General features: G+C 34.5%; 26 protein-coding genes and 4 pseudogenes. 15 read left to right on the forward strand and 15 right to left on the reverse strand.

Annotated features, from left to right (window positions below; genetic code table 11):
- Positions 1-262: 262 nt before the first annotated feature.
- Positions 263-1,090, forward strand: a complete 828-nt coding sequence (locus ACJZL3_RS00730; protein ID WP_038199131.1) for a hypothetical protein — start codon at positions 263-265, stop codon at positions 1,088-1,090.
- Positions 1,091-1,093: 3 nt separating this feature from the next.
- Here the strand turns inward: ACJZL3_RS00730 and miaA are convergent, their stop codons facing one another.
- Entirely contained in the window at positions 1,094-1,987 is an 894-nt protein-coding gene (gene miaA, locus ACJZL3_RS00735; RefSeq protein WP_010082478.1) for a tRNA (adenosine(37)-N6)-dimethylallyltransferase MiaA, read from the reverse strand.
- Positions 1,988-2,062: 75 nt separating this feature from the next.
- Here miaA and ACJZL3_RS00740 point away from each other — a divergent pair, with 75 nt between their 5' ends.
- The 7 genes and pseudogenes from ACJZL3_RS00740 to ACJZL3_RS00770 all read left to right on the forward strand — a co-directional run bounded on the left by ACJZL3_RS00740 (position 2,063) and on the right by ACJZL3_RS00770 (position 6,596).
- Positions 2,063-2,533: a hypothetical protein gene (locus tag ACJZL3_RS00740; RefSeq protein ID WP_010082479.1), complete on the forward strand. Its 471-nt coding sequence runs from the start codon at positions 2,063-2,065 to the stop codon at positions 2,531-2,533.
- A gap of 118 nt (positions 2,534-2,651) precedes the next feature.
- A complete protein-coding gene (locus ACJZL3_RS00745; RefSeq protein ID WP_419198813.1) occupies positions 2,652-3,239 on the forward strand; it encodes an L-threonylcarbamoyladenylate synthase in 588 nt (195 codons plus the stop codon).
- A gap of 17 nt (positions 3,240-3,256) precedes the next feature.
- The gene (locus tag ACJZL3_RS00750) at positions 3,257-4,078 is read left to right on the forward strand and encodes an AAA family ATPase (RefSeq protein ID WP_038199127.1); all 822 of its coding nucleotides are present in this window, start codon (positions 3,257-3,259) and stop codon (positions 4,076-4,078) included.
- A 73-nt stretch (positions 4,079-4,151) separates the two neighbouring features.
- A pseudogene (locus ACJZL3_RS00755) lies at positions 4,152-4,781 on the forward strand (hypothetical protein); the annotation flags it as partial.
- A 61-nt stretch (positions 4,782-4,842) separates the two neighbouring features.
- A pseudogene (locus tag ACJZL3_RS00760) lies at positions 4,843-5,675 on the forward strand (IS5 family transposase).
- Entirely contained in the window at positions 5,668-5,865 is a 198-nt protein-coding gene (locus ACJZL3_RS00765) for a hypothetical protein (RefSeq protein WP_138264771.1), read from the forward strand. The pseudogene ACJZL3_RS00760 and the gene ACJZL3_RS00765 overlap by 8 nt, the downstream one beginning before the upstream one ends.
- Before the next feature lie 68 nt (positions 5,866-5,933).
- The gene (locus ACJZL3_RS00770; RefSeq protein WP_010082435.1) at positions 5,934-6,596 is read left to right on the forward strand and encodes a hypothetical protein; all 663 of its coding nucleotides are present in this window, start codon (positions 5,934-5,936) and stop codon (positions 6,594-6,596) included.
- Here ACJZL3_RS00770 and ACJZL3_RS00775 read toward each other — a convergent pair.
- The 7 genes from ACJZL3_RS00775 to ACJZL3_RS00805 form a co-directional block, all read right to left on the reverse strand.
- Complete coding sequence (locus ACJZL3_RS00775) at positions 6,593-8,089, reverse strand: proton-conducting transporter membrane subunit (RefSeq protein ID WP_419198974.1); 1,497 nt, start codon at positions 8,087-8,089, stop codon at positions 6,593-6,595. The genes ACJZL3_RS00770 and ACJZL3_RS00775 overlap by 4 nt on opposite strands.
- 114 nt (positions 8,090-8,203) lie before the next feature.
- Complete coding sequence (locus ACJZL3_RS00780) at positions 8,204-8,494, reverse strand: hypothetical protein (protein ID WP_419198814.1); 291 nt, start codon at positions 8,492-8,494, stop codon at positions 8,204-8,206.
- On the reverse strand, positions 8,470-8,841 hold the full coding sequence (locus ACJZL3_RS00785) for a holo-[acyl-carrier-protein] synthase (RefSeq protein WP_419198815.1): 372 nt from the start codon (positions 8,839-8,841) through the stop codon (positions 8,470-8,472). The genes ACJZL3_RS00780 and ACJZL3_RS00785 overlap by 25 nt, the downstream gene beginning before the upstream one ends.
- Positions 8,838-10,106 (reverse strand): proline--tRNA ligase, encoded by a 1,269-nt coding sequence (gene proS, locus ACJZL3_RS00790; RefSeq protein WP_022626352.1) that lies wholly within the window; start codon positions 10,104-10,106, stop codon positions 8,838-8,840. Before proS ends, ACJZL3_RS00785 begins: the two co-directional genes overlap by 4 nt.
- Positions 10,107-10,208: 102 nt before the next feature.
- Positions 10,209-10,556: a hypothetical protein gene (locus ACJZL3_RS00795; RefSeq protein ID WP_010962849.1), complete on the reverse strand. Its 348-nt coding sequence runs from the start codon at positions 10,554-10,556 to the stop codon at positions 10,209-10,211.
- Entirely contained in the window at positions 10,553-11,197 is a 645-nt protein-coding gene (locus ACJZL3_RS00800; RefSeq protein ID WP_010962848.1) for a hypothetical protein, read from the reverse strand. Before ACJZL3_RS00800 ends, ACJZL3_RS00795 begins: the two co-directional genes overlap by 4 nt.
- Before the next feature lie 412 nt (positions 11,198-11,609).
- Entirely contained in the window at positions 11,610-11,774 is a 165-nt protein-coding gene (locus ACJZL3_RS00805; protein ID WP_162829040.1) for a hypothetical protein, read from the reverse strand.
- A 181-nt stretch (positions 11,775-11,955) separates the two neighbouring features.
- Between ACJZL3_RS00805 and ACJZL3_RS00810 the strand changes: the two are divergent.
- The 4 genes and pseudogenes from ACJZL3_RS00810 to ACJZL3_RS00825 all read left to right on the forward strand — a co-directional run.
- A pseudogene (locus ACJZL3_RS00810) lies at positions 11,956-12,653 on the forward strand (IS4 family transposase); the annotation flags it as partial.
- Positions 12,654-12,704: 51 nt separating this feature from the next.
- A pseudogene (locus ACJZL3_RS00815) lies at positions 12,705-13,211 on the forward strand (transposase); the annotation flags it as partial.
- A 440-nt stretch (positions 13,212-13,651) separates the two neighbouring features.
- Positions 13,652-14,179: a c-type cytochrome gene (locus tag ACJZL3_RS00820; RefSeq protein ID WP_010082469.1), complete on the forward strand. Its 528-nt coding sequence runs from the start codon at positions 13,652-13,654 to the stop codon at positions 14,177-14,179.
- Between the two features lies 1 nt (position 14,180).
- Entirely contained in the window at positions 14,181-14,942 is a 762-nt protein-coding gene (locus ACJZL3_RS00825; protein ID WP_010082470.1) for an alpha/beta hydrolase, read from the forward strand.
- A gap of 175 nt (positions 14,943-15,117) precedes the next feature.
- Here ACJZL3_RS00825 and trpS read toward each other — a convergent pair whose 3' ends face one another.
- From trpS to ACJZL3_RS00850, 5 genes are all read right to left on the reverse strand, one after another.
- Positions 15,118-16,116, reverse strand: coding sequence for a tryptophan--tRNA ligase (trpS, locus tag ACJZL3_RS00830; protein WP_070356910.1), 999 nt, complete (start codon positions 16,114-16,116; stop codon positions 15,118-15,120).
- A 17-nt stretch (positions 16,117-16,133) separates the two neighbouring features.
- Positions 16,134-16,703 (reverse strand): nucleotide exchange factor GrpE, encoded by a 570-nt coding sequence (locus ACJZL3_RS00835; protein WP_182282656.1) that lies wholly within the window; start codon positions 16,701-16,703, stop codon positions 16,134-16,136.
- Between the two features lie 61 nt (positions 16,704-16,764).
- Positions 16,765-17,751, reverse strand: a complete 987-nt coding sequence (locus tag ACJZL3_RS00840; RefSeq protein WP_010962840.1) for a polyprenyl synthetase family protein — start codon at positions 17,749-17,751, stop codon at positions 16,765-16,767.
- 10 nt (positions 17,752-17,761) lie between these two features.
- Positions 17,762-18,082 carry a 30S ribosomal protein S16 gene (rpsP, locus tag ACJZL3_RS00845; RefSeq protein WP_006279266.1) on the reverse strand — a complete coding sequence of 107 codons (321 nt, stop codon included), beginning with the start codon at positions 18,080-18,082 and terminating at the stop codon, positions 17,762-17,764.
- 401 nt (positions 18,083-18,483) lie between these two features.
- On the reverse strand, positions 18,484-20,292 hold the full coding sequence (locus ACJZL3_RS00850; RefSeq protein ID WP_095742751.1) for a peptidylprolyl isomerase: 1,809 nt from the start codon (positions 20,290-20,292) through the stop codon (positions 18,484-18,486).
- A 331-nt stretch (positions 20,293-20,623) separates the two neighbouring features.
- On the opposite strand from ACJZL3_RS00850, the gene ACJZL3_RS00855 reads away from it, so the two are divergent.
- Both ACJZL3_RS00855 and rho read left to right on the forward strand, forming a co-directional pair.
- A complete protein-coding gene (locus tag ACJZL3_RS00855; protein WP_010082495.1) occupies positions 20,624-21,226 on the forward strand; it encodes a cell cycle transcriptional regulator TrcR in 603 nt (200 codons plus the stop codon).
- Positions 21,227-21,425: 199 nt separating this feature from the next.
- Positions 21,426-22,829 carry a transcription termination factor Rho gene (rho, locus tag ACJZL3_RS00860; RefSeq protein WP_007549497.1) on the forward strand — a complete coding sequence of 468 codons (1,404 nt, stop codon included), beginning with the start codon at positions 21,426-21,428 and terminating at the stop codon, positions 22,827-22,829.
- Between the two features lie 166 nt (positions 22,830-22,995).
- On the opposite strand, the gene ACJZL3_RS00865 is transcribed toward rho, so the two are convergent.
- Positions 22,996-23,472 carry an RDD family protein gene (locus ACJZL3_RS00865; protein WP_010082496.1) on the reverse strand — a complete coding sequence of 159 codons (477 nt, stop codon included), beginning with the start codon at positions 23,470-23,472 and terminating at the stop codon, positions 22,996-22,998.
- Between the two features lie 22 nt (positions 23,473-23,494).
- The gene (locus ACJZL3_RS00870; RefSeq protein ID WP_006279799.1) at positions 23,495-24,031 is read right to left on the reverse strand and encodes an RDD family protein; all 537 of its coding nucleotides are present in this window, start codon (positions 24,029-24,031) and stop codon (positions 23,495-23,497) included.
- A gap of 145 nt (positions 24,032-24,176) precedes the next feature.
- On the opposite strand from ACJZL3_RS00870, the gene icd reads away from it, so the two are divergent.
- Positions 24,177-25,595 carry an isocitrate dehydrogenase gene (gene icd, locus ACJZL3_RS00875; protein ID WP_010082497.1) on the forward strand — a complete coding sequence of 473 codons (1,419 nt, stop codon included), beginning with the start codon at positions 24,177-24,179 and terminating at the stop codon, positions 25,593-25,595.
- Positions 25,596-25,628 lie beyond the last annotated feature (33 nt).

Here is a 25,628-nt window from a genome sequence, read left to right on the forward strand (position 1 = left end):
CTTTTTAAAATCTTGTCACCTTATGGTCAGGTATGCACTATAGCTAGCACAGCTCTCTAACGTTATACCGCGATTCATTCGCGGTATCTCAGCCGCTAACACGTAACGGAATGACGAATTTGTTGTTTTTAAAATCGTCGGTAAGCCTAAGTTACCCCTAACTATATTTGCTATCATAGGGCTTATAGTAGGTATTTTATTAACTTATTAATCATTTTTATGTATTATTATACCATTAGCAGTCTATATCAAGGTATTAATGATGAACGGCTCTACACCAAAAGAAAAGGAAAATCCAATAGTTACACTAAGAGCTCAAGCAGAAAAGTTTGGTTTTAGCAGGTTGAGGGCTGGTAAAGATAATGCTGAAGCGAATTCTGGTGCAACTATGTACGTAGATCTTCCAAGAATGAAACTTGTTATTCAGAACAAAGTTATAACAAAAGAGCTTGTTGATGAATTATATAATAAACATACCAACCTCATTTCAAATGACAAAAATAAGTACCGCCAATTTGTAAAACAAGTTTTTACAGAGCTATTTGAATATGCTGAAGCAGAAGTTCCAAATGATTCTATTCTAGAAGAACTAATCACTAATTGTAACCAGGCTGCTTATGTGGGTGCATTGTATGGTAAAGGAGGACCTATCCTTCATTTAGCTGAAACATATGGGTTATTGTTTCAGTCTAATCATGTAACACATATTAATTGTAGTGATCCAAGTCATGCGGCAATCAGAATTGAAGAAAAAATTGCAGTTCGCACTTTTGCAGAACTGGAAGAAGAATTATGTAAATTGGATAGCTCGCTAGAATTCACACTTAAGTCTCAAGGTGATAAAAATGTAACATATGAAGATGGTAAATTGTCACTTACTGTTCCTAAGAGACTGAAGGACTATAATATAGGTGATAAAAACTTGTTTGACGTTATAAAAGAGTGTTTTCAGAAATTTTGCGAGAGGCTTGGATTTTTTAAAATAAAAATAGAGCATGGCTTGGATAAGCCACCAAAAGTGAACAGCCATCTGGAAAATATGGAACCGCCCATTCATAGCAATGAGTATGGAAATACACCTGGAAACTAACAATTAAAATATTTCAAGCGCTGTTAGCTCATTTGCACAATCAATGACTTCAGAACTTGGGAACTGGTTTTTAAACCAAGTGTACTGGCGTTTTGCGTAGTGTCTTGTGTTTGTTTGAGCAATCTGTATCGCTTCGTCTAAAGTAATCTCACCTTTCAAATACTTTACAATTTCTGGCACTCCATGTGCTTTCATAGCTGGCAAATTTGGAGCTAAGTTCATACTAAGTAGCTTTTTTACTTCATCAATTGCTCCATTTTCGATCATTTTGATAAAACGAGAATTTATTTTTTGGTATACATCCTCACGTTTAGGCAAAATTGTATATATCTTAAAATTATCGAATAAAGGAGGCTGTCTATTTTCTTGCCATACAAAGATTGTCTTACCAGTTTCAGTGATAACTTCAAGTGCTCTTGAAAGACGGTGCGAGTCATTAATACAGATTTTATCTTGAACTTTTGAGTCTTTGCTTAATACTAATTTATAGAACTCCTCTTTACTTAAATTTTTCCTGAGCTCACTTACGTTTTTTCTCACTTCCTGACTTATTTGTGGCATTGATGATAAGCCTTTGATGAAACTGCTGATGTAAAGCCCGCTTCCTCCAGTGATGATAGGTATTTGAGCATTTTCTAATGCGTGATTAACTTCTTTTTCTAAATCCTCTAACCATAGACCCACGGAATAATTTTCTTTTGCTGAAACATAACCATATAATTTATAAAATTCTTCTTGCTTTAGTGGTTGAGCAGTAATTATGGGAATTTCTTTGTATACCTGCTTTGAATCACAATTTATTATACTAATATTTCCATATTTTTCTCTCAGGTTATCGCATAATTCTGATTTACCTGAGGCCGTAATTCCTGTAATAATTACTATATTATTTTTCATTTATATTAATTTAATTAACATATGATAAAGTGTAGTAAAAGTTTGGATTCTACAATCTAAAGTTTGGAGATTTTTATGGCAGAAAACAACGACAATAATTCATTTACTAAGCGTTTCACAAACAGGACTCCTGGCGGTACAGGGGAAGGTTTTTCCAGTAAGTATTCGTCTCAAAACACCAAAGAACGGGCATTAGGGGAAAAAGGAAAAATTTCTGAATTAGCAGGCAAAAAAACCGAATCCAAGGAAGCTTTTTCTGAAAGTGGCGGCATAAAAAGTAAAAGCAGAACTGTCAATGAAAGATCTTTTGCTGATGCAACAAAAAGAAGTAGGTCAGATCTTATATACTTAGTCCGTGGTAAAGATCGTGGAAAATCAGCGTGGCATTATGTATTAGTTGATAAAGAGAAAAGAGAAATGTTTCTAGCAAAAAGCAGAACTGGCTCTATAGATGTTGCAGACTATGGAGAGATTTTGTATTCAGGATGGGGAGAGGATCCACCACAGGCAATAATTGATAAAGTCAATGAAGAGTTTGGGTTGTAGCAAATCTGCATAACAAATGGTAAGCTGCGTTGCATTACGTTTACAAAAACTAGCAGTTACTATATAAGATACAGTGCAACAAAACTGATCTAGTTGTTATGAATAAGTTTTTAGCTATATGGTATCTAAAATAATAAATGCAATACAGAACAATTTATTAGTGTGTTTTCCAACAGAAACAGTGTATGCTCTTGCTTGTAATGCACTAGATAATGAATCTATAGGAAAAATATATCAGATAAAGAAACGCTCTCAAAATAAACCACTGTCTATATTTGTTAGTGATATTTACAATTTGACAAAAATAGCAAAGGTAAAGGAAAGATATATTGATTTAATAAACCACTTTTCTCCTGGACCAATTACCTATATTTTACCACTTAAAAACAACAACATATTGCCAAACGAATTCTTTAAAGATAGTATAGGTATCAGAATTCCTGAGCATCCTATTGCAATTTCAATACTAAACAAACTGAAAGTTCCAATAGTTGCAACTAGTACAAATATTTCAGGAAAAGAAAGTGTATGTAAGGCAAACGATATACCACAATCCATTAAGCAACATTTATCTGTAGTGATTGAAGATGACGAACTAGTTTCTGGTATAGAATCTACTATTATTGACTTAACCGAAGATAAGATTAAGGTTTTAAGGGAAGGTGCAATTTCATTACAAACAGTAAACAACGCATTTTTAAACTAAAATCTATAGGAGAAAGAATGAAAAAAGTAATAGGCCACAACCAAGCCAAAAAAAAAATAATGAACAACTTATCTGTTCAGTCTTGGCTGATCTGTGGTAAAAAAGGTATAGGAAAAGCAACACTTGCAAAATCCTTCTCCAATTGGTTACTCATAAAAAACTATAATGAAGTAGCATTGGACTTACACATTGTTGAAGGTGATACTATCGGAATAGAAAAAGTCAGAGAAATGAAAAACTTTCTACACTTAAGTCCCATTCAATCAGAACACAAAATAGCTATAATAGATAGCTTAGAGGCAATGACTAATAACGCTAAAAACGCAATATTGAAAATATTAGAAGAGCCGCCAAAAAATTCTAAGATATTTATAATTAGCCATAAGCCATATGATATACAAACCACTATCCGGTGTAGGTGCTTTCAGCTAAATTTACTCCCATTAACTTATGATGAAACAAAGCAAGTTGCTTCATCTCAATGTAAATTTGATAATCAAACGTTTGACGAAATGATTACTTTATTTCCTGGAATGCCAGGAATGATAATAAATACAATAAGTAGTGATGCTTATGAAGCATACAAATGCTTTTATAAATTTCTTCATGATTTAAAGAATCCCAATATGATTAATAAAGTAATTAATAGCGAAATCGAACTAGAACTAGCATCATATATAATTCAGGCCTTCATTTTAGAAAGCATAAAGAGAGAGGTAAATGGTGTTGAAATTCTGCTAAGTCAGTGGAAAAAAATAGATGAACTTTTCGTTGCCGCAAAGCAACTCCACTTAGATAAAAAGCATGTTTTAGCTAATGTAGTTAATATCATGACATAAGTTTACAAAGTATAATACTTTTAACATAAATTCATGATAAAATTCTGTTAATTTAATACTCGAAGTATATAATTTGACTGATAATAAATTAACTGTATGGCAATCAATAGAAGTTTTGACGAAAGCCATATTGAACATGCAGAAAAAATTAAGCTTAATTAAGAATATAGCTTCAGATCAAGACATAACCCTAGAAAAAGGAAAGGAGTTGTTAAGTGGCATTTATGAAGCAAATTTTAAGCTAAACAAGACAATCAATATAGCTACTTTGCCAAAAATTGGCTATCATATGCTAAATGGTGAGCTTGTTGTACGTAATCATATTACGGAAGAGGAAGTAAAGATTCCTGGAGATTTTCATTACCTTAAAGTCGTAAAATCCGATCATGATAATTATAAATTAACGTTTTGTAATTTTTTAGGTAATGAGTTTTTTGAATATAAAAAGTATGATCCACAATATTCTGGTATTTCAGATGAATATAAATTTGTGGATTTTGGTAGTGTAAAAAAGACTCATAATCTAAAATTTAAGGAATACATTGGTCATGCACCTAAATTTTTTGCTGCAGAAGGGCCTATTGAGCCTGGATCCCAAAACCATGTAATTGATCTATTTGAGCTAGTCAAAAGTGGTAAAGGTAGAAAAGTGGGAACCTTTGCTGATGAATTTGGTTATTTTGATGATCAAAATAAATTACATTAGAGGTTGTCCGGAAACAAGTAAAAGGCTATAATATCTGAAATTTTAGTACGGGGTAAAGATGAGAAAAAAGTATCCAACAGATCTAAGCGAAAGGGAATGGGCAAGAATAGAAAAACACTTCAGAGTATCATACAAGAAAGGAGGAAGGCCGCCAAAGTATAGCAAAAGAGAAATATTAGAAGCAATTTTCTATGTATTGCGTACAGGGTGTCAATGGCGGTATTTACCAAATGATTTTCCGCTATGGAAGACTGTGTATGAGCAGTTCAGGCAATGGAAGAAGCAGGGAATTTTTGAGAAAATGAATTATGAAATTACAAAATATAGTAGAAGAAAAATAGGAAGGAATGAGCAGCCGAGTGCCTGTATAGTAGATAGTCAATCTGTAAAGACTACAGAAAAGGGGGGATCAAAGGCTATGATGGAAGTAAAAAAGTAAAGGGTAGAAAAAGGCATATAATTACAGACACTCAGGGTTTTATACTAGGTTGTTACGTAGGCGCTGCTAACGAAAATGATAGAGATGGTATTAAAATAGCATTAAACAATATGAGAACAAAATATACTAAAGTTAAAAAAATGTGGGCTGACATGGGATACCAAGGAAGAAATTTAAAGAATCACATAAAGGAAGAATATGACATAGATATTGAAATTGTTAAAAGGCCTCCATGTAGATTTTGGGTGCACAAAGATACGCCACCTGAGCTACTACCAACAAGAGAACAAGGGTTTAAAGTACAGCCAAGAAGATGGGTTGTAGAAAGGACTTTTGCTTGGGTTAATAGGAATAGAAGGCTATCGAAGGAGTATGATTTACTCACAACATCCACTGAGAATTTCATATACCTAGCTATGAGTAGGGTTATGTTAAAGAGGGAATATGCTTGAATTTACTAGTTTCCGGACAACCTCTTATTATAATTATCACAAAAGTGTAGAAAGTAATACTTATGATCCTGAAAATTTCAGTGTAAAAATGATAAATATAGATGTGAGCAAAATCGATAAATTCTACCTCATTGCAGAACAAGGTGATATAATCATTCATCCTATTTGGGAAAATTTAGACATATTTTAAAGTTTTTTTTAGAGTATCTAAGCTTATTGTTATTATAATGATCCGATTAGGTCTGGTAGTATTGTGTTATGGAAGATAAATTGCTTGAATCAGTAAAAAACAAAAGTTATTTCAGTAAAGCAGTCGAATGGTACTGCCATAGGTATCTGTTTTGTGTAGCAGAAAGATCTTGGATGGCATTAATAGTATCGCTTCTCCTAGTATGCTTATGTTTATTAACATTAAACATATACCTGTTATTTCCTATTAAAAAAGATTTAAATTTTGTGAAGTATATGAACCACACAGAAGATGAGTTCTCTGCAATGCATAAGCTTAGTTTCAGTAAAAAGGAAGATGAATACACTTCCACAGCGAGGTACTTAATAAGTAAATACATTGAAATATACGAGTCCATTAAGATCGTTGAACCGAAGTACCAAGAAAATTTTATAAGAAACAATTCTATACATAAAATCTATCAAGGCTTTCAGGAAAAAACGAATAATGAAGCTGGTAATTTGTCTTTATCTAAAAGAAAAATCGCCAACATAAATGTAATAACATTATCTATTGATCGATCGACCAAGGACTTAGTTACATTTGCTGGAAATGCTACTGTAGTTTTTACAACCGAGCAAAATAAGGAGGATACTGTGGAGATTAGCTTCACTTTGTCGAATATAAAAGCAACTCTGGCTGGTATAATACCATTTAAATTTATTGTTAATGGTTATAAATACAGATTTTAAAATATTACTTGGTAGCTAAAAAAAATAACCAAAGTGCACATAGCAGTAATAACTGGAGGTAAAACTAGAAGAATTGGTGTTTTTTTAATAAAGTAATTCTGAGAAGGTTTTAAGAAAAAGGCGTTGTAAATTATCGGTAAAAAGTACAGAGCGTTGAGTATAGTACTAACAATTAACACTAGAGTTACAAACACAGAAAGTATTACATTGCCAGAGTTGAAAACAGCTTGAAAAATGAGAAATTTACCCCAAAAAGTCGGAGCAGGCGGCACCCCTATCATAGACAATGCACCTATAGCAAATGCTGTCATGCTAATTGGCATACTGCGTCCTATACCGTAAATCTTATCTATATATTTCTCACCTGCTCTCGTTATTATTGCTCCGGCAACGAAAAACAAAGTGATTTTTGCAAATGCGTGGCAAACTAATTGAAAAATTGCAACCCTCATGCTGAGATCACTAAAAATTGAAGCGAATAATATAATATACGACAATTGAGAGATGGTAGAGTAAGCAAGCAATTTCTTTAATTCTTTTTGCTTTAGTGCAATCAATGATGCAGTAATAATAGTAAATCCAGCAGCGTACGGAAGCCACCCTCCAGCAAACCAATTTTGCTGCACAAAACGTTGCATATTATCGACGCCGAAAGTGTATAATATAACTTTTATGATGATGAAAACTCCGGATTTCACAACAGCAACAGCGTGCAGTAGTGCACTCACAGGAGTTGGTGCAACCATTGCTTTTGGTAACCAAAAATGCATTGGCATTAATGCAGCTTTTCCTATTCCGTAAATCAGCATAGCAAAACACACTGCAATGAAAGTGATGAGTGAAGTATCAAATTTGAATATTCCACCGCTTACAAAGTCTAAAGTATGAAATTCATGATATAAAAGGCCTATTGCAGGAAAAAATAATACCAAAGAAGAGAAAAATAGCACGCCAAAGTAATAGCGTCCTGCAATCATTGATTCATTTGTTGAGTTGTAAGTAACCAGAGGGTATGTACTAATAGTTAGAAGCTCATAAAAGACAAATGTAGTGAGCAAGTCTCCAGAAAAAGCAATAAACATTGCACAGCCAATCGATATTGAAAAAAAGCATAGAAAACTTGAGTGATTGCTATCAGCATAGTTATTCTGCATATAACATATTGCATATATACTGGTCAGCACCCATAAAAACGATATTAATAAACTGAATATTACTCCGGTAGACTCTAGCTTTAAACTAATGTGCAAATTATTACCAAAATCCATGAGAATAAATTGAGAATGATCACCATATACCCAATATAAAGTGCACAGACACGTATACGTAAACAGAAGTACAGAAGAAGTGACAGTAATACTATTGTTCACTCCGGGCCATTTACCAGTAAAAAAAATAACTAACGCACTTAAAAGTGGAATCAACGCAGTAATTAATAAATAATTCTCAGTAATTGAAAATGGTAAGGAAAGAGACGTAAAAACACAGTCCATTAAATAATTCATCTTTTTGTTTAGGTAAAGCTAGAATTATACTAAAATCATAGAAAAACCGCTATGTTTTTTTGGCAAACTAGTCGTTTGTGTATGCTATAGCTATACTGCGATTCATTCCACAACTGTACGAACATTTGTTTTTGTTAAACACAACAAAGATGTCATCCCAGTGCCCTGACTACTTGGATCCAGGAAAGTTTGCTTGTGAGCAAGCAAACTAGCATAGAAAAACGTTTTCGATGAGATTGCAGAAAACCAGTGTCTGGGCACTGGGATGACAAAGGAGGACAGTGTCAAGCACTGACCATTTGCTGTGCAGTTTACCTTTAAAAATGAATGTTCATACAGTAAGCCATAAGATGACAAAAGAGTAAACTTTATCTGTGTGAGATATAGACGCAAATTACAACAAATGCAGTAGCGTAATCTCCATCGTCACTTAAAGAAAGATGAATTTTGGAGATAAAATCCTTGCTAACGGTAAGATATGGCTTGCCTCTTACATCATTGTATATTTCTATATCTTTCATTGTAATACCCTGACCACTACCTCGTGCTTTAACAAAAGCTTCTTTTGCTGCAAAGCGTTTAGCAAAATACCTTGCTCGCATTTCTTGACTATTATACTTTCTACTTAGCTCTATTTCCTTTTCAGTGTAGATTCTATTGAGAAATTTTTCCCCGTATTTTTGTAATATTCTCAATATTCTTGGGATATATACTATGTCAGTGCCGATACCGTGTATCATTTTGCGCTAAAGTGATTTATTGCTTCCTCAATCTGCATTTCCTTTACCTCTCCAGTTGCTCTATTTTTTACTTCAACTATATTTTCACTTACTGCTTTCTTTCCGACAATTATTTGCCACGGCAAGCCTATCAGATCCATTCTAGAAAATTTTACTCCTACACTCCCTTCCGTATCATCGTAAAGCACTTCATCGCTCTTCAAAGCTTTGTATATTTTATCTGCAGCCTCCGTTACTTTCGTTTGTAAATTGATTAAACCAATTCTGAAAGGAGCTACCTCCTCCGGCCAGATAATTCCCTTATCATCATGAAAAGCTTCTATTATCGCACCAACAAGTCTTGAAACCCCAATGCCATACGAACCCATATGTATATTGACATTTTTTCCATCTTGAGAAGTAACACTTGCCTTCATAGGCTTTGAATATTTGTCGCCAAAATAAAAAATATGCCCTATTTCAATACCTTTACTAACATTTAACTGCTCTTGTGATATAGGGCAAGTCTCAGGATCATGCATATCATCTGCAACTGCGTATATACTCTTTAAACTTTCAATATCTTCACTCTCTAGTAGTTCAGAAAATTTATTGTCATAATATAAAGTGCTCTCACCAGTGTTTGCCAATATATGAAACTCGTGGCTCAAATTTCCTCCAATTGGCCCCGTATCAGCTCGAACTCCAATTGGAGTAAATCCCATGCGTTTGAAGATTTTTATGTAAGTTTTGTACATCAAATTATATGAATTCAGTGCACCTTCGTAATCTACATCAAAACTGTATGCATCCTTCATCAAAAATTCCCTGCCCCTCATAACACCATAACGTGGTCTTACCTCATCACGGAATTTCCATTGAATTTGGTATAAACAAAGTGGCAAATCTTTGTAACTTTTTACCACATCTCTAATTAAATCAGTTGCTATCTCCTCATGCGTTGGACCAAAAAGCATATCTTCCTCATGCCTATCCTTTATGCGTAGCATTTCCTTACCGTAATCATCGTAACGCCCTGATTCTCGCCAAAGACTTGCTGGTTGCACACAAGGCATTAATGCTTCAATAGCACCGGATTTGTTCATTTCATCTCTGATAATATCTTCAATATTCTTAAGCACTAAGAGACCAAGTGGTAACCACGTATAGATGCCAGATGCTATCTGCTTTATTAAACCTGCACGCAAAGAATATTGATGGGAGATAATTTTAGCATGGGCAGGCTTTTCCTTTAGAGTTGGCAGGTAATATTTGGATAAGCGCATATAATAGATCTGATTGTATTAAGTAATCTTAATACAATCAGACCTGTAGGTAAACTTATTTTGAAAAGGAAGGTAAGTGCATGGCTGACCATTTCATAGTTATCATAGTCCTTGTACAACATTTTCCTTTTGGCATCGCAACGCTTTTCCACCAAACTGTGCTATGCGATCCTCAACAGAAAGAGGAGGTGAATCTTGCACCTCATTATCCACTGAGTCAACATTATTTACTTGTGGTGAATCAACACACGAACTTGGCGGTACCGGTGACTCCTCTTCACTATCTGAGAATTGCATGACTGCTGCTCTCTCCTTAAGTCTCTTTGTCCAATCTGAATCATTATCATCCGACTTCTTTCTCTCTGCTTGCTCCCTATCTATTCTTGCAGCAAACTCTTCTGGTGTTTCTTTTTTGTCAGTGCCCCCACTACTTTCTAATTTTGCTTTCAATTCATTTGTAAAATTTTGTTGCTGCCCACTCTTTTTAACGTAGTACCTCCTCTTATCTGTTCAAACAGAGTAGAATGATTATTATTCTCAGGTTCACCAGCCTTCTTCGGTGCATCATTCTTAGGTTGCTCCGTACGCTTGGAAGCTGTAAAAAAATGCGGAGGCGGAGGTGGTAGTGCAGCATCTTGTGGCAATGGAGGAGGTGGCGGCGGTGGACTTGGATTTGGTTGTGTTCCAAACGTTACTGGAGGTGATTGAGGAGTAGGTACATTTGATTTATTCTCCAGATTAGTACAATTTTTACACACAAATTTTTGTGGTTCTTGAGATGGAGTATGGCCGAATTTCTGTCCATTAAGACCTACTTCTTTCTTATTATCATCTCTAGAAATAGCCAGTTTAACAAGATATGTCACTGAAATAAGTGCAACAACCGTAGAAACAGCAAAAATTGCTAAAGGAACTGCTGCAATAGGACCAGAACCAGAAACTGCTATAATAACATAAGGAAGATATTGACCAGATATGAAACTAAATATAGATAATAATGAAACAGCAATTAAAGGTTTCCATATAGTCTGCTTAGTTTTAGTAAGCTCCTGACTATCTTTTAGCAATGAAGAATTATTGGATATCATCATTTCTTTGCCTCACTTGTTAACGATAATTTAATAATAACCCAATTAATAATTTCTGTCAATAATTAATTATGAAAAACAAAGTTGCAATTTGAATAGATAAGCTATAAGTAATATACGACCAGCAATAGCCATACAATAGACTTCTTGTATAACCCACACTAAGTAGAAAAAAGGTGTCATCCAAGTAGCTGACACTGCTCTCCTTTGTCATTCCAGTGCTTGACACTGGAATGACACCGAAGGGGCTACTGCCGTCTTGGATGGAAACCAGTGTCAGAACTAGTTAACCATGGGGCTTCTTTTGCCTTTTTTTCCATTTGGTAAATTTCTTAAATATTTATGGCTAACATGAAGCTAAGTACGAACTTTGTTAAACATAACAAATGGTGCCATTCCAGTGCTCCTTTTTTTGTCATCCCAGTGCTTGACACTGGGATCCAGTTTTCCATATAATCTCATCGAAAATGTTGTAACCACTTTCTGTGCTAGTTTGCTTGCTTACAAGCAAACTTTCCTGGATCCCAGTGTCTGGGCACTGGGATGACATCATAGGGACACTGGGATTACACCCTGACAATCGTCATCCAGCTACTTGTTAGCGGCTAAGAGATACCGCGAATGAATCGCGGTATGACGGTTCGTGGCGGCATGACGATAACCTCGTCTCACTGCCATTAAGTTAAGGAAAAAAGATAGATTTTATGGGATAATGATGTATACTAACAAGTTTAAAGGTAGTATGAGTAAAAAAGGCAGTAATAAAATTTATTCAAAATGAATTGGCAAGTCTAGAATTTATAGAATCCCATAAATCATCTTCAAAAGATTTTATGAGAAAGAGGAAGTTATCTTTTATTGACAGATTTATCTTAATTTTAAGAAAAAGTGTAAAGTCGCTGCAAGTAATACTAAACGAATTTATTTTATATAGGAAAAAAGACTATACCGTTACTGCTAGTGCTTTTAGTCAAGCAAGAAAAAAAATGAAACACAGTGCATTTTCAGAAATTAACGAAGGTGTGGTTTCCTTGTACTACCAAGACCAAAAATTTAAAACTTGTTTTGGCTTTAGAGTGTTAGCTCTTGATGCCTCCAAAATCATTTTACCAACAAGCGTTGAAATAAAAAATGAATTTGGCTCAAGAAAAATACGTAACCAAAAACCAAAAGATTTAGGTGATTATGCAAGTGCAACCTTTGCGGTTTGTTAAGATGTGCTAAATAATGTTGCCATAAGGTCAGTGTTAGATAGAGGTAACACTCATGAAATTAACTTAGCAGATGGAATGCTTAAAGTTGTAAATACTAATGACTTACTGATTTGTATATTTATCTTATAAATTTCTTTCTAGCCTTACAAAAAGAAAAATTGCTTATGTCATTCGATGTCCCAGATCATCTTTTAATGAAGTGAATGCTATGTTTGAAGAAAAAAGCCCATCTAGTGTTGAGGTTACCATATGTGCTCAGCGTAAGATAAAACAAGAAAATAGTGGAATAACGCTTCAAAGTGGTACTGCCATCTGGTGAAATTGAAGTGTTAGCTACATCATTAATGGATGAACAAAAGTTTCAAACTGGAGGATTTAAGGAGTTATATTTTTTACGCTGGGGAGTTGAGACATTTTTTGCAAAACTCAAAGGAAGACTAAGTCTAGAAAATTTTACAGGAAAAAGTGTTGAGTCTGTTAAACAGGATTTTTGGTCAGCTATCTTTATTAGCAACCTAGAAAGTGTTATGACAGAAGATGTAGAAGAAGCGTTGAATATGGACTTAACCGATGATAAGCTTAAGAGGAGCATTAACAAATCTGTCTCATTTAACGCGATCAAAAACTTGGCTTTCGACATTTTTGCTACGGAATCAGATACTGACTGCATTATGGATCAATTATCAAAGCTATTTTTGATGAACACTTTGGCGGTAAGAAAGGGAAGGAAAGTTGATCGTCATAAGGTACCTTATCTTCGTTCGTTCAATTACCAAAAAAGGGTTAGAAAACACATATTTTGACTAGAGGTAGTATTCATATCTTCTGATAATAACTGGGTAGCTTATTGCCATAGCTCCTGTAAAATGACTTCTAAACAAACTATTTCTTAAGTAATTTACACTTCAGAGTTTATCTGCTTTAAAGTTTACTCTATTCTGTTTCAGTATTTGTCATAAATCCTTAATTATTTCTGACTTTTTAGTTCAGTTTTTAACCATTCTTTCCTTAACTTAATGGCAGTGAACCTCGTCATCCCGCTACTTGTTAGCGGGATCTCTTGTTAGCGGCTGAGATACCGCGAATGAATCGCGGTATGACGGTTCGCGGCGGTATGGACGTAGGAAAACCTTTCTTGGGTTAGCTATAGAGACTCTCATCTTTAGCGAGCTTCAAGGTAATTGGTTGCTATTTGCGAAAATATTCGCATAATTTAAGTAACATTACTTAATAAAAATTAACTATGGAGCTTAATAAGATTGCAGCATCGATTTTACTTTCTGGGCTAATCATTATGATAGTTAGTAATGTAGTTGATATGCTTTACAGTCCAGAAGAATATAAGATTGAACACCAAACGATAGTAGCTGCTGGCAGCAATGAGTTCCAGCAAAAAATCGAGCAAGTGGCGCTTGATATTGGAGCGCTCATGCAGAATGCTAGCTTTGAGAAAGGTAAATCAGCAGCAAAAAAATGTATAGCCTGCCATAGTTTTGAGAAAGGTGGAATGAATAAAGTAGGACCAAACTTATGGAACATAGTTGGAAATAAAAAGGCCCATCTTGGTAACTCATTCAATTACTCAAAAGCAGTGCTTGAAAGAGGTGGAAAATGGGGGTATGAGGAGCTATTTGCCTTTTTAAAGAACCCAAAAGCCTATATAAAAGGTACACGTATGGCATTTGCAGGTATTTCCAATCCACAAGAAATTGCAGATCTAGTTAGTTATTTGCATCAATTGAGTGATAGCCCGGTTGCTTTGCCAAAGTAGTATGGATTATTGTAAATTGTTTGATGGAAATAATGGTCACATAGCATATCGAAAGCTACAAGGAAAGAAAGCTTCTGTAGTTTTTTTCGGTGGATTTGCATCCAATATGGATGGAACTAAAGCAACTGCTATTTACAAATTTTGCCAAGAAAATGACGTAGCACTTGTGCTATTTGATTATTTTGGTCACGGTCATTCAAGTGGTAATTTTATTGATTACACGATAAGTGATTGGCAAAAAAATTGTGCTAAAGTAATGAGTGAATTAACTAGCGATAAACAAATAATTATAGGTTCAAGTATGGGAGGATGGCTGATGTTGCTCACTGCCCTTCAATTTCCAGAAAAAATTGCAGCACTAATTGGTATATCGTCTGCTCCCGATTTTACTGAAGATTTGATATTCAAGCAATTGTCAGGCAAGCAAAAAGAAGAACTAGATTCTAAAGGTGTAATAGATTTTACTTCAGAGCATTGTACATACAAAATAACTAAAAATTTGATCGCAGATGGCAGGAAGAACCTTCTTTTAAACAAAAAGACAATAGATATAAACTGTCCTGTGCGCTTGCTGCATAGCATTAATGATAAAGATGTTCCTTATCAAACTTCATTGAATTTAGCTGAAAAAATTAAGTCAACCGATGTTGAAGTACACTTAATAAAATCAGCAGAGCACAATATGTCTGACAATCATTCACTGGAAGTTTTATTTAAGACCATTAGAGAATTTTGTAACCAGACTGCATTCTGTGATTTTTAGCAAAACACGATTTTTCATTTGAGCTTTCTTCAACTTAAAATAAATACAGAAAATTGCTGCCTATAGCTAAACTGACTTAGATTTACCGACAATTTGAAAAACCGTCATCCCGCTACGTGTTAGCGGCTGAGATACCGCGGCGGTATGACGGTTCGCACCATCACACTTTGGAACCTTACAGATATTGAGCAAATCCAATAATATCCTTGATTTCTTTTATATTATGGGTTGCAATTTCTGCTGCTTTCTTTGTGCCTTTTTTTAATATTTCATGTAAATGGAATTGGTCTTTTAAAAGATCATTCATTTTCTCACGTATGGGTGATATAACACTGATAATTAAATCAGCTAACTCTTTTTTGAAGTGCTTCATGTCATGTTTGTTCACTTCTTCACATACTTTTTTCACATTTACATTACTAAGCACTGAATAAATGTTTATCAAATTGCTTATTTCTGGTCGGCACTCTAAAGTAGCAAAGCCTAGAATTGAATCTGTTTTTGCTTTTTCTATTTTTTTGACAATTAAGTCATCCGTATCATCAAGGTTAATGCACGAATGTTCTGAAGGATCAGATTTACTCATCTTGCTTGTACCATCTCTTAAGCTCATTATCCTTGATGTGCAATCCAAAGTTAAGATTTCAGGTACGATGAAATGATCCAGCTTATAATGATTGTTAAAAGCTGATGCAATATCACGTGCAAGCTCCAAATGCTGTTTTTGATCATCACCAACAGGAACGTATTTAGTTTGATACAACAATATATCTGCAGCCATAAGTACTGGATAACTATATAATCCAAGAGAGGCTTTTTGTTTATCGCTGCCAGCTTTATCTTTAAATTGAGTCATGCGATTAAGCCAACCAATTGGTGTATAGCACCCAAGCAGCCAGCCCAGTTCTGCATGACCACTAACTGTGGACTGATTAAAAATAATGGACTTTTCTGGATCTATTCCACATGCAATATAAGCTGCTGCTGTTTTGAAAATATTACTTTTTAATTCACTTGCGGGAAGCTTATTTGCTGTGATTGCATGTAGGTCGACAATACAAAAAAGAGATTTGTATTTATCCTGTAAGTCTATCCACTGTTTGATTGCACCAAGATAATTACCTAAATGTAGTACGCCACTTGGCTGGATACCTGAAAAGACAATACTTGTCATTATACATTTACCTCATGCTAATCGTTTCCACAATCAGCAGATTTCTTAGAAAGAATAACCATTGCAGGGCGGAGCAACCTATTTTTGATAGTATAACCAGTTTGTAGTACCTCTACAATGGTGCCAGGCTCTTTTTCATTGTCTTCTCTTTCCACAACAGCTTGGTGTAAATTACTATCAAAAAGCTCACCAAGTGGGTCTACTTCCTCTATTCCATGTTTTTTTAGATCATTTATAATTTTTTGATAAGCTACTTTAATCCCCTCATGAACAGGATCACCGTCTTTCAAAATTTCCATTACTCTTTTTAAATTGTCGCACGAGTCGATCATATCACGTGCAAGTTTTGTGACTGCGTAGTCACTTGCATCGCTAATTTGCTTTTGCATTATACGTTTGACGTTTTCATTATCTGCAACAGCACGGCGTAAATGATCTTCAAGCTGAACTGCACGTTCTTTTAATGTATTGAGATCTTCATTTAAATCATCAGTTTGCTTATGGTTATCACTTTGTTGGTCGTCACCTTTCTGCCTACTTACCATATCAGCAAACTTCTTCTTTTTCTCCTTACTGCTATCTGACATATCATTACCCTTAAGAATCTAATAAATATATAACAATTAATCTGAAAATATCAAGCGCCAGCTACATTCGTCTTTCTATGCTCGCATTTAAAAAGTTAATTAAAGTAGTTTTATAAAAAGAATCAGAAAAAGTACTAATATCATTTTGTGCCATATTAATGTAGTGTCTAGCTTTTTCCATAGAAAGCTGAATGGCATTATGGTGATTAATATAGTGTAATGCTTGGTCAAAATTGTGTCTAGCTGAAGAAAAGCATTTTTCCCAGAATTTTTGCTCTGCTGGACTGCCCTTTTCGTATGCTATAATAGCAGGTAAGGTGACTTTACCTTCGAAAAAGTCTTTTCCGACTTGCTTTCCAGAAGTGCCTTGATTAGCAGTATAATCGAGCATATCATCAACTATTTGAAATGCCATACCAAAATTAAAACCAAAATTCTTTAGCCTCTCTGTTTCGTCATTTGTTGCACCAGATACTGTTGATGCAGCTTCACAGCATGCAGAAAATAAAGATGCTGTCTTTTCTCCAATGATATCAAAATAATTTTCCCTGACTGTGTGGGGGTCAAAGCGTGCTGTCATCTGCTTTATTTCACCCTTCACAAGTAAATGCGATGCTTTAGATAAAATAGAGAGAATATTTAAATTTCCACACTCTATAAGCCATCTAAATGCTAGAGTCAACAATAGATCACCAACTAAAATGCTTGATTTATTTCCCCAAATCTTATTCGCTGTTTTAACTCCATGGCGTGCCTCACTTTCATCGAGCACATCATCATGAAGTAAAGTAGCATTGTGTATAAACTCTACCGATGCAGCAACGTTGATCCTATTCTCCCCAGAATAGTTTAGCATTTTACATATAATAAAAACTAGTTTAGGCCTTATTTTTTTTCCACCTGACCTAACAAGATGAGATATAATATCAGTAGCAAGCTTAGCATCTTCATCATTGACATTTTTGAAGACAAAGTCATTCATAGCTGACAAATCAGAAGATACAATATCGTCTAATTTATCGCTGTTTGTTAAATCAGTATTTAGCATTTTAAGAGACTTATGCCTCTTGCCCTTGTGCTTTCTCGTTCTCTACTTTCTTCTTTTCTGTTTTCTTTGGTTCTGTTTCTAAAGTTACTATGCCTTTTTTGATAAACCACAGTACTCTTTCAGTTGCCTGCGCGCCTACACTTAGCCAATGTTTTAATCTATCAGCTTTCACCACAACACGATTTTTATTGTCTTTTGGTAACATTGGATCATATTGTCCTATTTTCTCAATAAAACGCCCATCTCTTGGTGCTCGTGAATCAGCTACAACTATCCTATAAAAAGGGCGTTTCTTTGCGCCAAACCTCGCCAACCTTATTTTAACTGCCATGTTAACCTTTATTCATATATTAGCCACAATTTTATACAATGAGCCGTTTTAAGTCAAATGAATTATACAGCTTTTGCACCTTATAATATAATTACCAATAATGTAGGGCAGTGCCGGGCGCACAGCTATACGAACATTCATTTTTGAAGGTAAATTGCACAGCAAATGGTGTCATTCCAGTGCTTGACACTGGAATCCAGCCTTTTTTTAATCATTAAAACGTTGTATTTTAACATAAAACGGCTACTTTTATGTTTACCAACTTAATAAAATTCCTGGATCCCAGTGTCTGGGCACTGGGATGACATCCTTTCTAGTGAAGATTGCTCTCAAATCGCAATGTTCGTACAGTTGTGTGTCTGGGCACTGGATGCGTTTGAAGCAGCTTATAAGATTTTTGATTATATATCATCAAGTATAGCGTGATTAACTTCGACTTTATACTTTGATTCCAGATAGCTAATTAATTGCTCTTTTAGCGATATCATCACACGTTTTCCGGTGTCAAGCGTGTTTAATTTGCCATTTGATGAATGCATTTCTTTTAGAACACCTATTATAATTTCATTATTGTATTGAATAGGATCTGTCACTGAACCAGTTGTTTTCATATTGAAAATCTCTTCTACAAAAGAAAAGGGGTAGTTTTGTTGATCCACTTTATTGCGGTGCATCTGCTGACCTTTAACTAATTCCACACCTTGAATTTCTTCCAAATCTGTTTTTTCTCTTAGTTGAACTGCAACCTCTTGCCCGAATTTAAACATTCTTTCTTTTATAAACTCACTACGCCAAAGCTCTACCGCTAATGCCTTGCCTTCTTCAAAACTTTGCAATTTGGGTGGAAAGATATCGACGATTTTTACACTAACAACGGCGTCCCCAACGCCCTTAAAATAACCTTTCTGATCCTTTTCTCGCGAAAAAATGAAAGAAATCAAATCACCAGAATCTCCTACGTTATTACCGCTTTGATCTTTTCCACTCGCATCTACTGGACCAATAGTTTGTATAGGTAAATTATATTCACTCAATATTTCTTCAATTTCTGAACCATTGTATATCTTATAGTTCACTTGGTTTATGAAATCATTGACTCTTTCAAAAGACTTTTGGTTAGTTAGAACTGACTTTATGTCTTTTTTTAAATCAACTAAGTCTTCATCAGAGATTTGATGCGCACTTTCCACTTTTACTATGTGCCAACCAAAACTGCTTGCTAAAACTTCACTTACTTCACCTACTTTAAGAGCAAATACCTTCTCTCTCACGTCTTCTGGTAAAAAATCCTTAGTTATATTATTTACTCTAGTTTCCTCAAGTTTTGCTTTGCCAAACTCTTCTACTATCTGTTCAAAGCTTGTTTTACCCTCCTCAAATGCTCTTCTTGCTGTCTCAGCTTCTTCTTTGGTAGAAAATATTGCATTGAATATATCTCTTTGATTTTTAAGTTCTTGTTGTTCTATTATACCATCAACTTCTTCATCTGAGATCTTGATTTGATCTTCAAAATACTTTTGGCCTAGGGAAATATATTGCGCAGTTCGATACTCAGGATAATAAAAATGGGATTTATTTCTTTCGTACAAATCAAGTAAGGCTTGATCATCTGGTTCAGGAATGTTTGTAACTGCATCTTCAGTTATTTTAACAATATCAACTACTCTAGTTTGGTAGCGACTTTTGTATATCTGCTCATCAATTTTCTCGCCAAAAGTTACTGGATAATTATCTTTAAATAATGAAGTCATGAACATCATTGCAGGCAGGACTTTCTCTAGCTTTGCTATATACTCTTTCTCTGTCATATGCAGGTCATTTAGCGTTTCATAGAATTTATTTTTGTCAAATTCACCTTTATCATTTTGAAAGTATTTGGTGTTTTTAATATGGTTTTTTATAGATTCTTCTCCAACTGTCAACCCCAGCTCACTAGTTAGGTTAAACAATAGTTTTTGCTCTATAAGTGCGTTAAGCAAATCATATTTCAGCTTTTTTACTTGTTCTCTACTCGCATCAGATCCAGAAATTTGTTTTCCATAATTTTGATATAGCGACTTATACTCATCTGACGTTATAACTTCTTTTCCAACCCTAGCTACCTCTTCTTTTTCATCATCACCTGATAAAAGGTTGCCAATTCCCATGAAGATTAACAAGCAAGCTAAAAGGACAACGGTTACTTTAGTGAAAAAATTTTTAACATTCATTTTAAACCCAGTTAATTAATGATTAATTATAGAATAGTGATAATTTAATGCTTGTAAACCTGTTGCTTTATTAGCTAATATATATAATATTACAATATATTAACTTAAAATTTAACTCTCTAATCTTAAATAGGAACATATGTTTAACTGAGTTATACTATACCTTAGGAAGGGGAAATATTTTGTTTGAAATATGCTTAAAGGTAAGCGCATTTAATTAACTTAAGAGGTGGGAAGTGACAAACAAAAAGTTATTGAATGACAAAATTAATGCTTTTTTAGTTTTAATAGTTTATATTTTAGCTCTGTATAACAGTAAGGGATACTTTAAATGGGAGATGCTTTTTTGATGTCAATGGAATCTTCTAAGGGCAATAACGATAGAAATAAACAGTTTCTAGTGCAAATAGCTGCTTGGTTAGTAGACAACACTGGTTTAACTTTTAATCAAATAGCACAATGTTGCAGATTGGCCCTTGAAGAAGTACAAGACATAGCTGATGAGGAAATAGAAGTAGAAAAATATAACCCTATTATTTCTGGAATAATTACTGAAAAAGAAATCGATGATTGCAAAAAAAATCCAAATCGTGTACCAAATTTGATTATAAAAAATATAAAAAAAAGGAGTAAAGCGATTGGTAGCATTCTTGGCTTTGCCTCTACGGCAAGACGTAGAGATAAACCTGATGCGATTTATTATTTAGTAAAAAAATTTCCTATCTTGGACAATAACGTTATAGCTAAATTAATTAGTACAACAAATTACACAGTTGAGCAGGTAAGAGATGGATCTCATCATAACATGCAAAATATAAAACCCCAAGATCCTGTACTACTCGGCTTATGTAGTCAAGAAAATTTAGAAGCAGAAGTGGAAAAAGCAAAAGTAGAAGAGGAGAAGCAAGAAAGGTTAAAAAAATATAAAGAATAGCTATTGAAAATCCTCAAATTTTTGTGTTTTGTTAACATTAAATTAACTTGACTTGCTAGTGTTTATTAGTATAATGTAAGTAAAGTACGGGGTTTAATGATAATTAAGCTTAATACGCACTGAAACTAACTCAGCCTAATTTATTATCTTATAGTCACATTTTAGGTTAGTAAGCATCAATTAAAATTTTTGGAGGATTATGACAACAATCAATGAAGATGTTTTGGCAAAAGGAAAGGTTACAGCTCAACCTGAAAAAAGTGAGCAAATTTACAATAACGATACAGTAAAACAGATGGTCAATGAAGGTACTGAGAAAAACAGAAAAACATTAGATCTGAGCGAATTAAAAGAGAAAACAGCAGAAGAATTGTTAGAGTTAGCTGAAGAAAGAAAAATTTCAACTAACGGTAAAAGCAATGGTAGAATGCTAAAGCAGGAAATAATATTCAGCTTAATGAAAAAAATGAGTGAAGAAGGAGGCATAACCACAGGGAGTGGAATAGTGGAAATATTGCCTGATGGTTTTGGTTTCTTACGTTCAGCAAGTGCAAATTATGCCCCAAGTACCGATGATGTTTATATTTCTAACGGGCAAATAAAGAAGTTTAATTTACGTACAGGAGATATGGCATATGGAGAAATAAGGCCACCTGGTGATAAAGAGAGATATTTTACTTTAACTAAGGTTCAAAGTATAAACTCTACTGAAGTAAGTGAATTAAGAAAGTACGTCCATTTTGATAATTTGCTTCCTCTTTATCCTGAGGAAAGCATAGTACTTGAGTGTAATAATGGTGATGATAAAAAAGGCTTAAGCATGCGTGCTATAGATATAGTAGCTCCTCTTGGAAAAGGGCAAAGAGCGTTAGTAGTTGCTCCACCTCGCACAGGAAAAACTGTATTGCTTCAGCAAATGGCTAACTCTATAGCTATAAATCACCCTGAAGTAGAATTAATAGTGTTACTTATAGATGAAAGACCTGAAGAAGTAACAGATATGATACGTTCTGTAAAAGGTGAGGTAGTAAGTTCTACATTCGATGAGCCTGCTTACCGTCACGTACAGCTTGCTGAAATAGTAATAGAAAAAGCTAAAAGAATGGTTGAGCATAAAAAAGATGTGGTAATTCTACTTGACAATATTACTAGACTTGCACGTGCTTATAATGCGGTTATTCCTTCGTCTGGGAAAGTTCTAACTGGTGGTGTAGATTCAAACGCACTGCAGAGACCAAAACGCTTTTTTGGAGCAGCTCGTAATATTGAGAATGGGGGTTCTTTAACTATAATCGCCACAGCTCTTATAGAGACTGGTTCAAAAATGGATGAAGTTATTTTTGAAGAGTTTAAAGGTACAGGAAATGCTGAGATCATACTTGATAGAAAACTTTCTGATAAACGTATATTTCCAGCTATTGATATTACAAAATCCGGAACAAGGAAGGAAGAGCTATTAGTTGATAAGGCTATACTAAATAAAATATGGGTGGTGCGTAGGATACTCAATCCTATGGGACCCGTTGAAGCAATGGAATTTTTACGTGACAAACTACTTTTAACAAAGAGCAATGCTGACTTTTTTAACTCCATGAATCACTAAAAGTAAGCCAGTTATGATGGATATGCTGAGCAAAAAGTAAAACGCTCTTATAGCTAAAATAATTTGGATTTACCAAAATATATTTATAGTTAAGTTGGCAATTTACCTTAAGTTAGCGCGTGACACTGGAATGACACCCTTGGTGGCAGACAGCTAAAGGAAAATATCAACTAGGTTTATAATCTATCACTACCGTGTTTGCAATTTTGTCGTGAAAAGCTTGTTTATGTTCATCACCTACTGCACATACTAAAACTAAGATTAGTATAGCTAAGAATAAAATGGGATTACAAAGTGATATGCAATAAATTATAAAAAGAGCTATAGTCCTTTTCATTGCTTGCATTGTAGTGATTGACTCAAATGTATCTTTGTCTTTTACACGCATGCTAAATAACAAGTGTCCTGGAGTGCCGCCAAATTTTACTAGCATGAATATATGAAATATACATGGTATCATTAAAAATAAAGAAAATACAATCGTGGTGATTACAATTATTGCACCCATGATCCCTTGTATTGCGTGTGTAAGTGAGAAATCCACCGCCATTAAACCAAATGGTATTGCGATAAATAAAATACAATCAACTATAAATGCTAGAGTACGTCTTGTCATCGTTGAGTAGTTTACTTTTTTATCCATGTACTACCTATAAAGAAAAATATCAACTAGATTTATAGTCTATCACTACTGTTTTTGCAATTTTATCGTAAAAAGTCTGTTTGCGTTGATCAAATACTGCAAACAAAAATAAAATTAGCACAATTAAAAGATATAGAAAAGTATAACCATGATAATGCAGATGAAGCAAAAAGCGAAAAATAATCCAGATGCTTCCCTTAGAAATACATCTTATTGTTGCTTGCATAAGGGTAACATTTGTAAATGTATTAGCATCTTTAATATGCATACCACACAATAGTTTTCCTGGGGTACCACCAAGTTTTGTTACCATTAATATTTTGGATATTGTTAGTACTAATGTTGCGACCACTGTAGAAACTATAAATGGTATTTCTGTTGCTAGTTGTGCAAGTTCCTGAAAAGAGTCTTTATCTTGATCTTGTAATGATACGATGAATACACCATAGATAAAACCGAAGATAAAATGAGGGGAAAATATGATGAGGTCAAGTATTTCTGCTACAATACGCCTTGTAAATCCTACATAATTTACTTTAACATTTATTTCAGTATTCATAACCCCACCTATATTTCATAATATCATCATATGATATAAAAATACGTTATTAAATAACCGTAAATATACTAACTTGGGTAATATTAGCTACTTGTGCCACTCTATTATTTAAATTAATATTAAATCATTTATAACTAGGGAAGTTATGTCAACACTAATCACAGTTGCATATGGCGACGGTATCGGACCAGAAATCATGGAAGCGGTGCTGTCGATATTGCGCGAAGCAGAAGCGGAAATCTCAATAGATATTATTGAAATAGGGGAGCGTGTTTACAGTAAAGAATGGTCTCACGGAATTTCTCCAAGTGGTTGGGAATCAATTGAAAGGACAAAAATATTATTAAAATCTCCGACAACAACTCCTCAAGGTAAAGGGCACAAAAGCTTAAACGTTGCACTCAGAAAAAATCTAGGGTTGTATGCAAATATCAGACCATGCATTTCATATCATCCTGTTATAGAAAATAAATTCGATAAGTTTGATATCGTAGTGATACGTGAAAATGAAGAGGACGTTTACACCGGAATAGAGCATAGGCTCACTGGTGACTCTTACCAATGCACTAAAATTATTACTAGATCTGGCTCAGAGAAGATATGCAGGTACGCTTTTGAATATGCAAAAAAACACAACAGAAAAAAAGTAACTTGCCTGACTAAAGATAACATCATGAAAATGACTGACGGAACTTTCCATGCCGCGTTTGATCGCATTGCAAAGGAATACCCAGATATAAAGGCAGAACATTATATAGTTGATATTGGAATGGCGCGTGTTGCAACAGAACCGGAGAATTTTGATGTTATAGTAACCGAGAACTTATATGGCGACATATTATCAGATATAGTCGCACAAACCTCTGGATCTGTGGGGCTTGCCGGAAGTAGCAACATCGGGAATGAATACGCAATGTTTGAAGCAGTGCACGGTTCTGCCCCTGATATTGCAGGAAAAAACATAGCCAATCCTTCTGGTCTTTTAAATGCTGCAGTGCATATGCTAATTTACATAGGTCAAGTGGGTACTGCAAAACTAATCTACGATGCATGGCTCAAGACTTTGGAGGATGGAATACACACTGCCGATTTATATAAGGAGAAAAGAAGTAAACAGAAAGTTGGTACAAAAGAATTTGCAGAAGCTGTTATAGACAATCTAGGAAAAAAACCGAAAACATTATCTGAGCTTATAATTGGCAGTGATCCAAATAGTAAAGTGGATAAAATACAGGATAATTATGAACAGGATTATAAGATTAAAAAACTAGTGGGTAGCGATATAACGCTTGCCTGGAGTAAGCCGGCTGACTTTGACCAAATAGTGAAGTTGTTTGAAACAAGTAATCCGCAGATTATAGCAATATATTCAAAAGGCCTTGCGATTTGGCCAGGAAGTTCAAAGTCTTCAAGTGACCAAATAACCTGCAGGTTCATTGCAAATAATGAAATTACAAATAGTGATGTGAATAACTTGCTAATCAAATTTGAGGAACATAATTTTGATGTGGTGAGAATGGATAAGTTGTATTTGTATGATGGGAAAGAGGGTTTCTTCTCTTAGTGGTTGCTTGATATTTTTATGCTTGTGTGAAAC

Source organism: Wolbachia endosymbiont of Rhagoletis cingulata (genome assembly GCF_048537655.1).
Taxonomy (GTDB): domain Bacteria; phylum Pseudomonadota; class Alphaproteobacteria; order Rickettsiales; family Anaplasmataceae; genus Wolbachia; species Wolbachia pipientis.

What these genes read in the sequence shown, in the direction of transcription:
- ACJZL3_RS00730 (WP_038199131.1), top strand. Translation starts at nt 263, where the DNA reads ATGAACGGCTCTACACCAAAAGAAAAGGAAAATCCAATAGTTACACTA.
- miaA (WP_010082478.1), bottom strand. Translation starts at nt 1,987, where the DNA reads ATGAAAAATAATATAGTAATTATTACAGGAATTACGGCCTCAGGTAAA.
- ACJZL3_RS00740 (WP_010082479.1), top strand. Translation starts at nt 2,063, where the DNA reads ATGGCAGAAAACAACGACAATAATTCATTTACTAAGCGTTTCACAAAC.
- ACJZL3_RS00745 (WP_419198813.1), top strand. Translation starts at nt 2,652, where the DNA reads ATGGTATCTAAAATAATAAATGCAATACAGAACAATTTATTAGTGTGT.
- ACJZL3_RS00750 (WP_038199127.1), top strand. Translation starts at nt 3,257, where the DNA reads ATGAAAAAAGTAATAGGCCACAACCAAGCCAAAAAAAAAATAATGAAC.
- ACJZL3_RS00765 (WP_138264771.1), top strand. Translation starts at nt 5,668, where the DNA reads ATGCTTGAATTTACTAGTTTCCGGACAACCTCTTATTATAATTATCAC.
- ACJZL3_RS00770 (WP_010082435.1), top strand. Translation starts at nt 5,934, where the DNA reads ATGGAAGATAAATTGCTTGAATCAGTAAAAAACAAAAGTTATTTCAGT.
- ACJZL3_RS00775 (WP_419198974.1), bottom strand. Translation starts at nt 8,089, where the DNA reads ATGGACTGTGTTTTTACGTCTCTTTCCTTACCATTTTCAATTACTGAG.
- ACJZL3_RS00785 (WP_419198815.1), bottom strand. Translation starts at nt 8,841, where the DNA reads ATGATACACGGTATCGGCACTGACATAGTATATATCCCAAGAATATTG.
- proS (WP_022626352.1), bottom strand. Translation starts at nt 10,106, where the DNA reads ATGCGCTTATCCAAATATTACCTGCCAACTCTAAAGGAAAAGCCTGCC.
- ACJZL3_RS00800 (WP_010962848.1), bottom strand. Translation starts at nt 11,197, where the DNA reads ATGATGATATCCAATAATTCTTCATTGCTAAAAGATAGTCAGGAGCTT.
- ACJZL3_RS00820 (WP_010082469.1), top strand. Translation starts at nt 13,652, where the DNA reads ATGGAGCTTAATAAGATTGCAGCATCGATTTTACTTTCTGGGCTAATC.
- ACJZL3_RS00825 (WP_010082470.1), top strand. Translation starts at nt 14,181, where the DNA reads ATGGATTATTGTAAATTGTTTGATGGAAATAATGGTCACATAGCATAT.
- trpS (WP_070356910.1), bottom strand. Translation starts at nt 16,116, where the DNA reads ATGACAAGTATTGTCTTTTCAGGTATCCAGCCAAGTGGCGTACTACAT.
- ACJZL3_RS00835 (WP_182282656.1), bottom strand. Translation starts at nt 16,703, where the DNA reads ATGTCAGATAGCAGTAAGGAGAAAAAGAAGAAGTTTGCTGATATGGTA.
- ACJZL3_RS00840 (WP_010962840.1), bottom strand. Translation starts at nt 17,751, where the DNA reads ATGCTAAATACTGATTTAACAAACAGCGATAAATTAGACGATATTGTA.
- rpsP (WP_006279266.1), bottom strand. Translation starts at nt 18,082, where the DNA reads ATGGCAGTTAAAATAAGGTTGGCGAGGTTTGGCGCAAAGAAACGCCCT.
- ACJZL3_RS00850 (WP_095742751.1), bottom strand. Translation starts at nt 20,292, where the DNA reads ATGAATGTTAAAAATTTTTTCACTAAAGTAACCGTTGTCCTTTTAGCT.
- ACJZL3_RS00855 (WP_010082495.1), top strand. Translation starts at nt 20,624, where the DNA reads ATGGGAGATGCTTTTTTGATGTCAATGGAATCTTCTAAGGGCAATAAC.
- rho (WP_007549497.1), top strand. Translation starts at nt 21,426, where the DNA reads ATGACAACAATCAATGAAGATGTTTTGGCAAAAGGAAAGGTTACAGCT.
- ACJZL3_RS00865 (WP_010082496.1), bottom strand. Translation starts at nt 23,472, where the DNA reads ATGGATAAAAAAGTAAACTACTCAACGATGACAAGACGTACTCTAGCA.
- ACJZL3_RS00870 (WP_006279799.1), bottom strand. Translation starts at nt 24,031, where the DNA reads ATGAATACTGAAATAAATGTTAAAGTAAATTATGTAGGATTTACAAGG.
- icd (WP_010082497.1), top strand. Translation starts at nt 24,177, where the DNA reads ATGTCAACACTAATCACAGTTGCATATGGCGACGGTATCGGACCAGAA.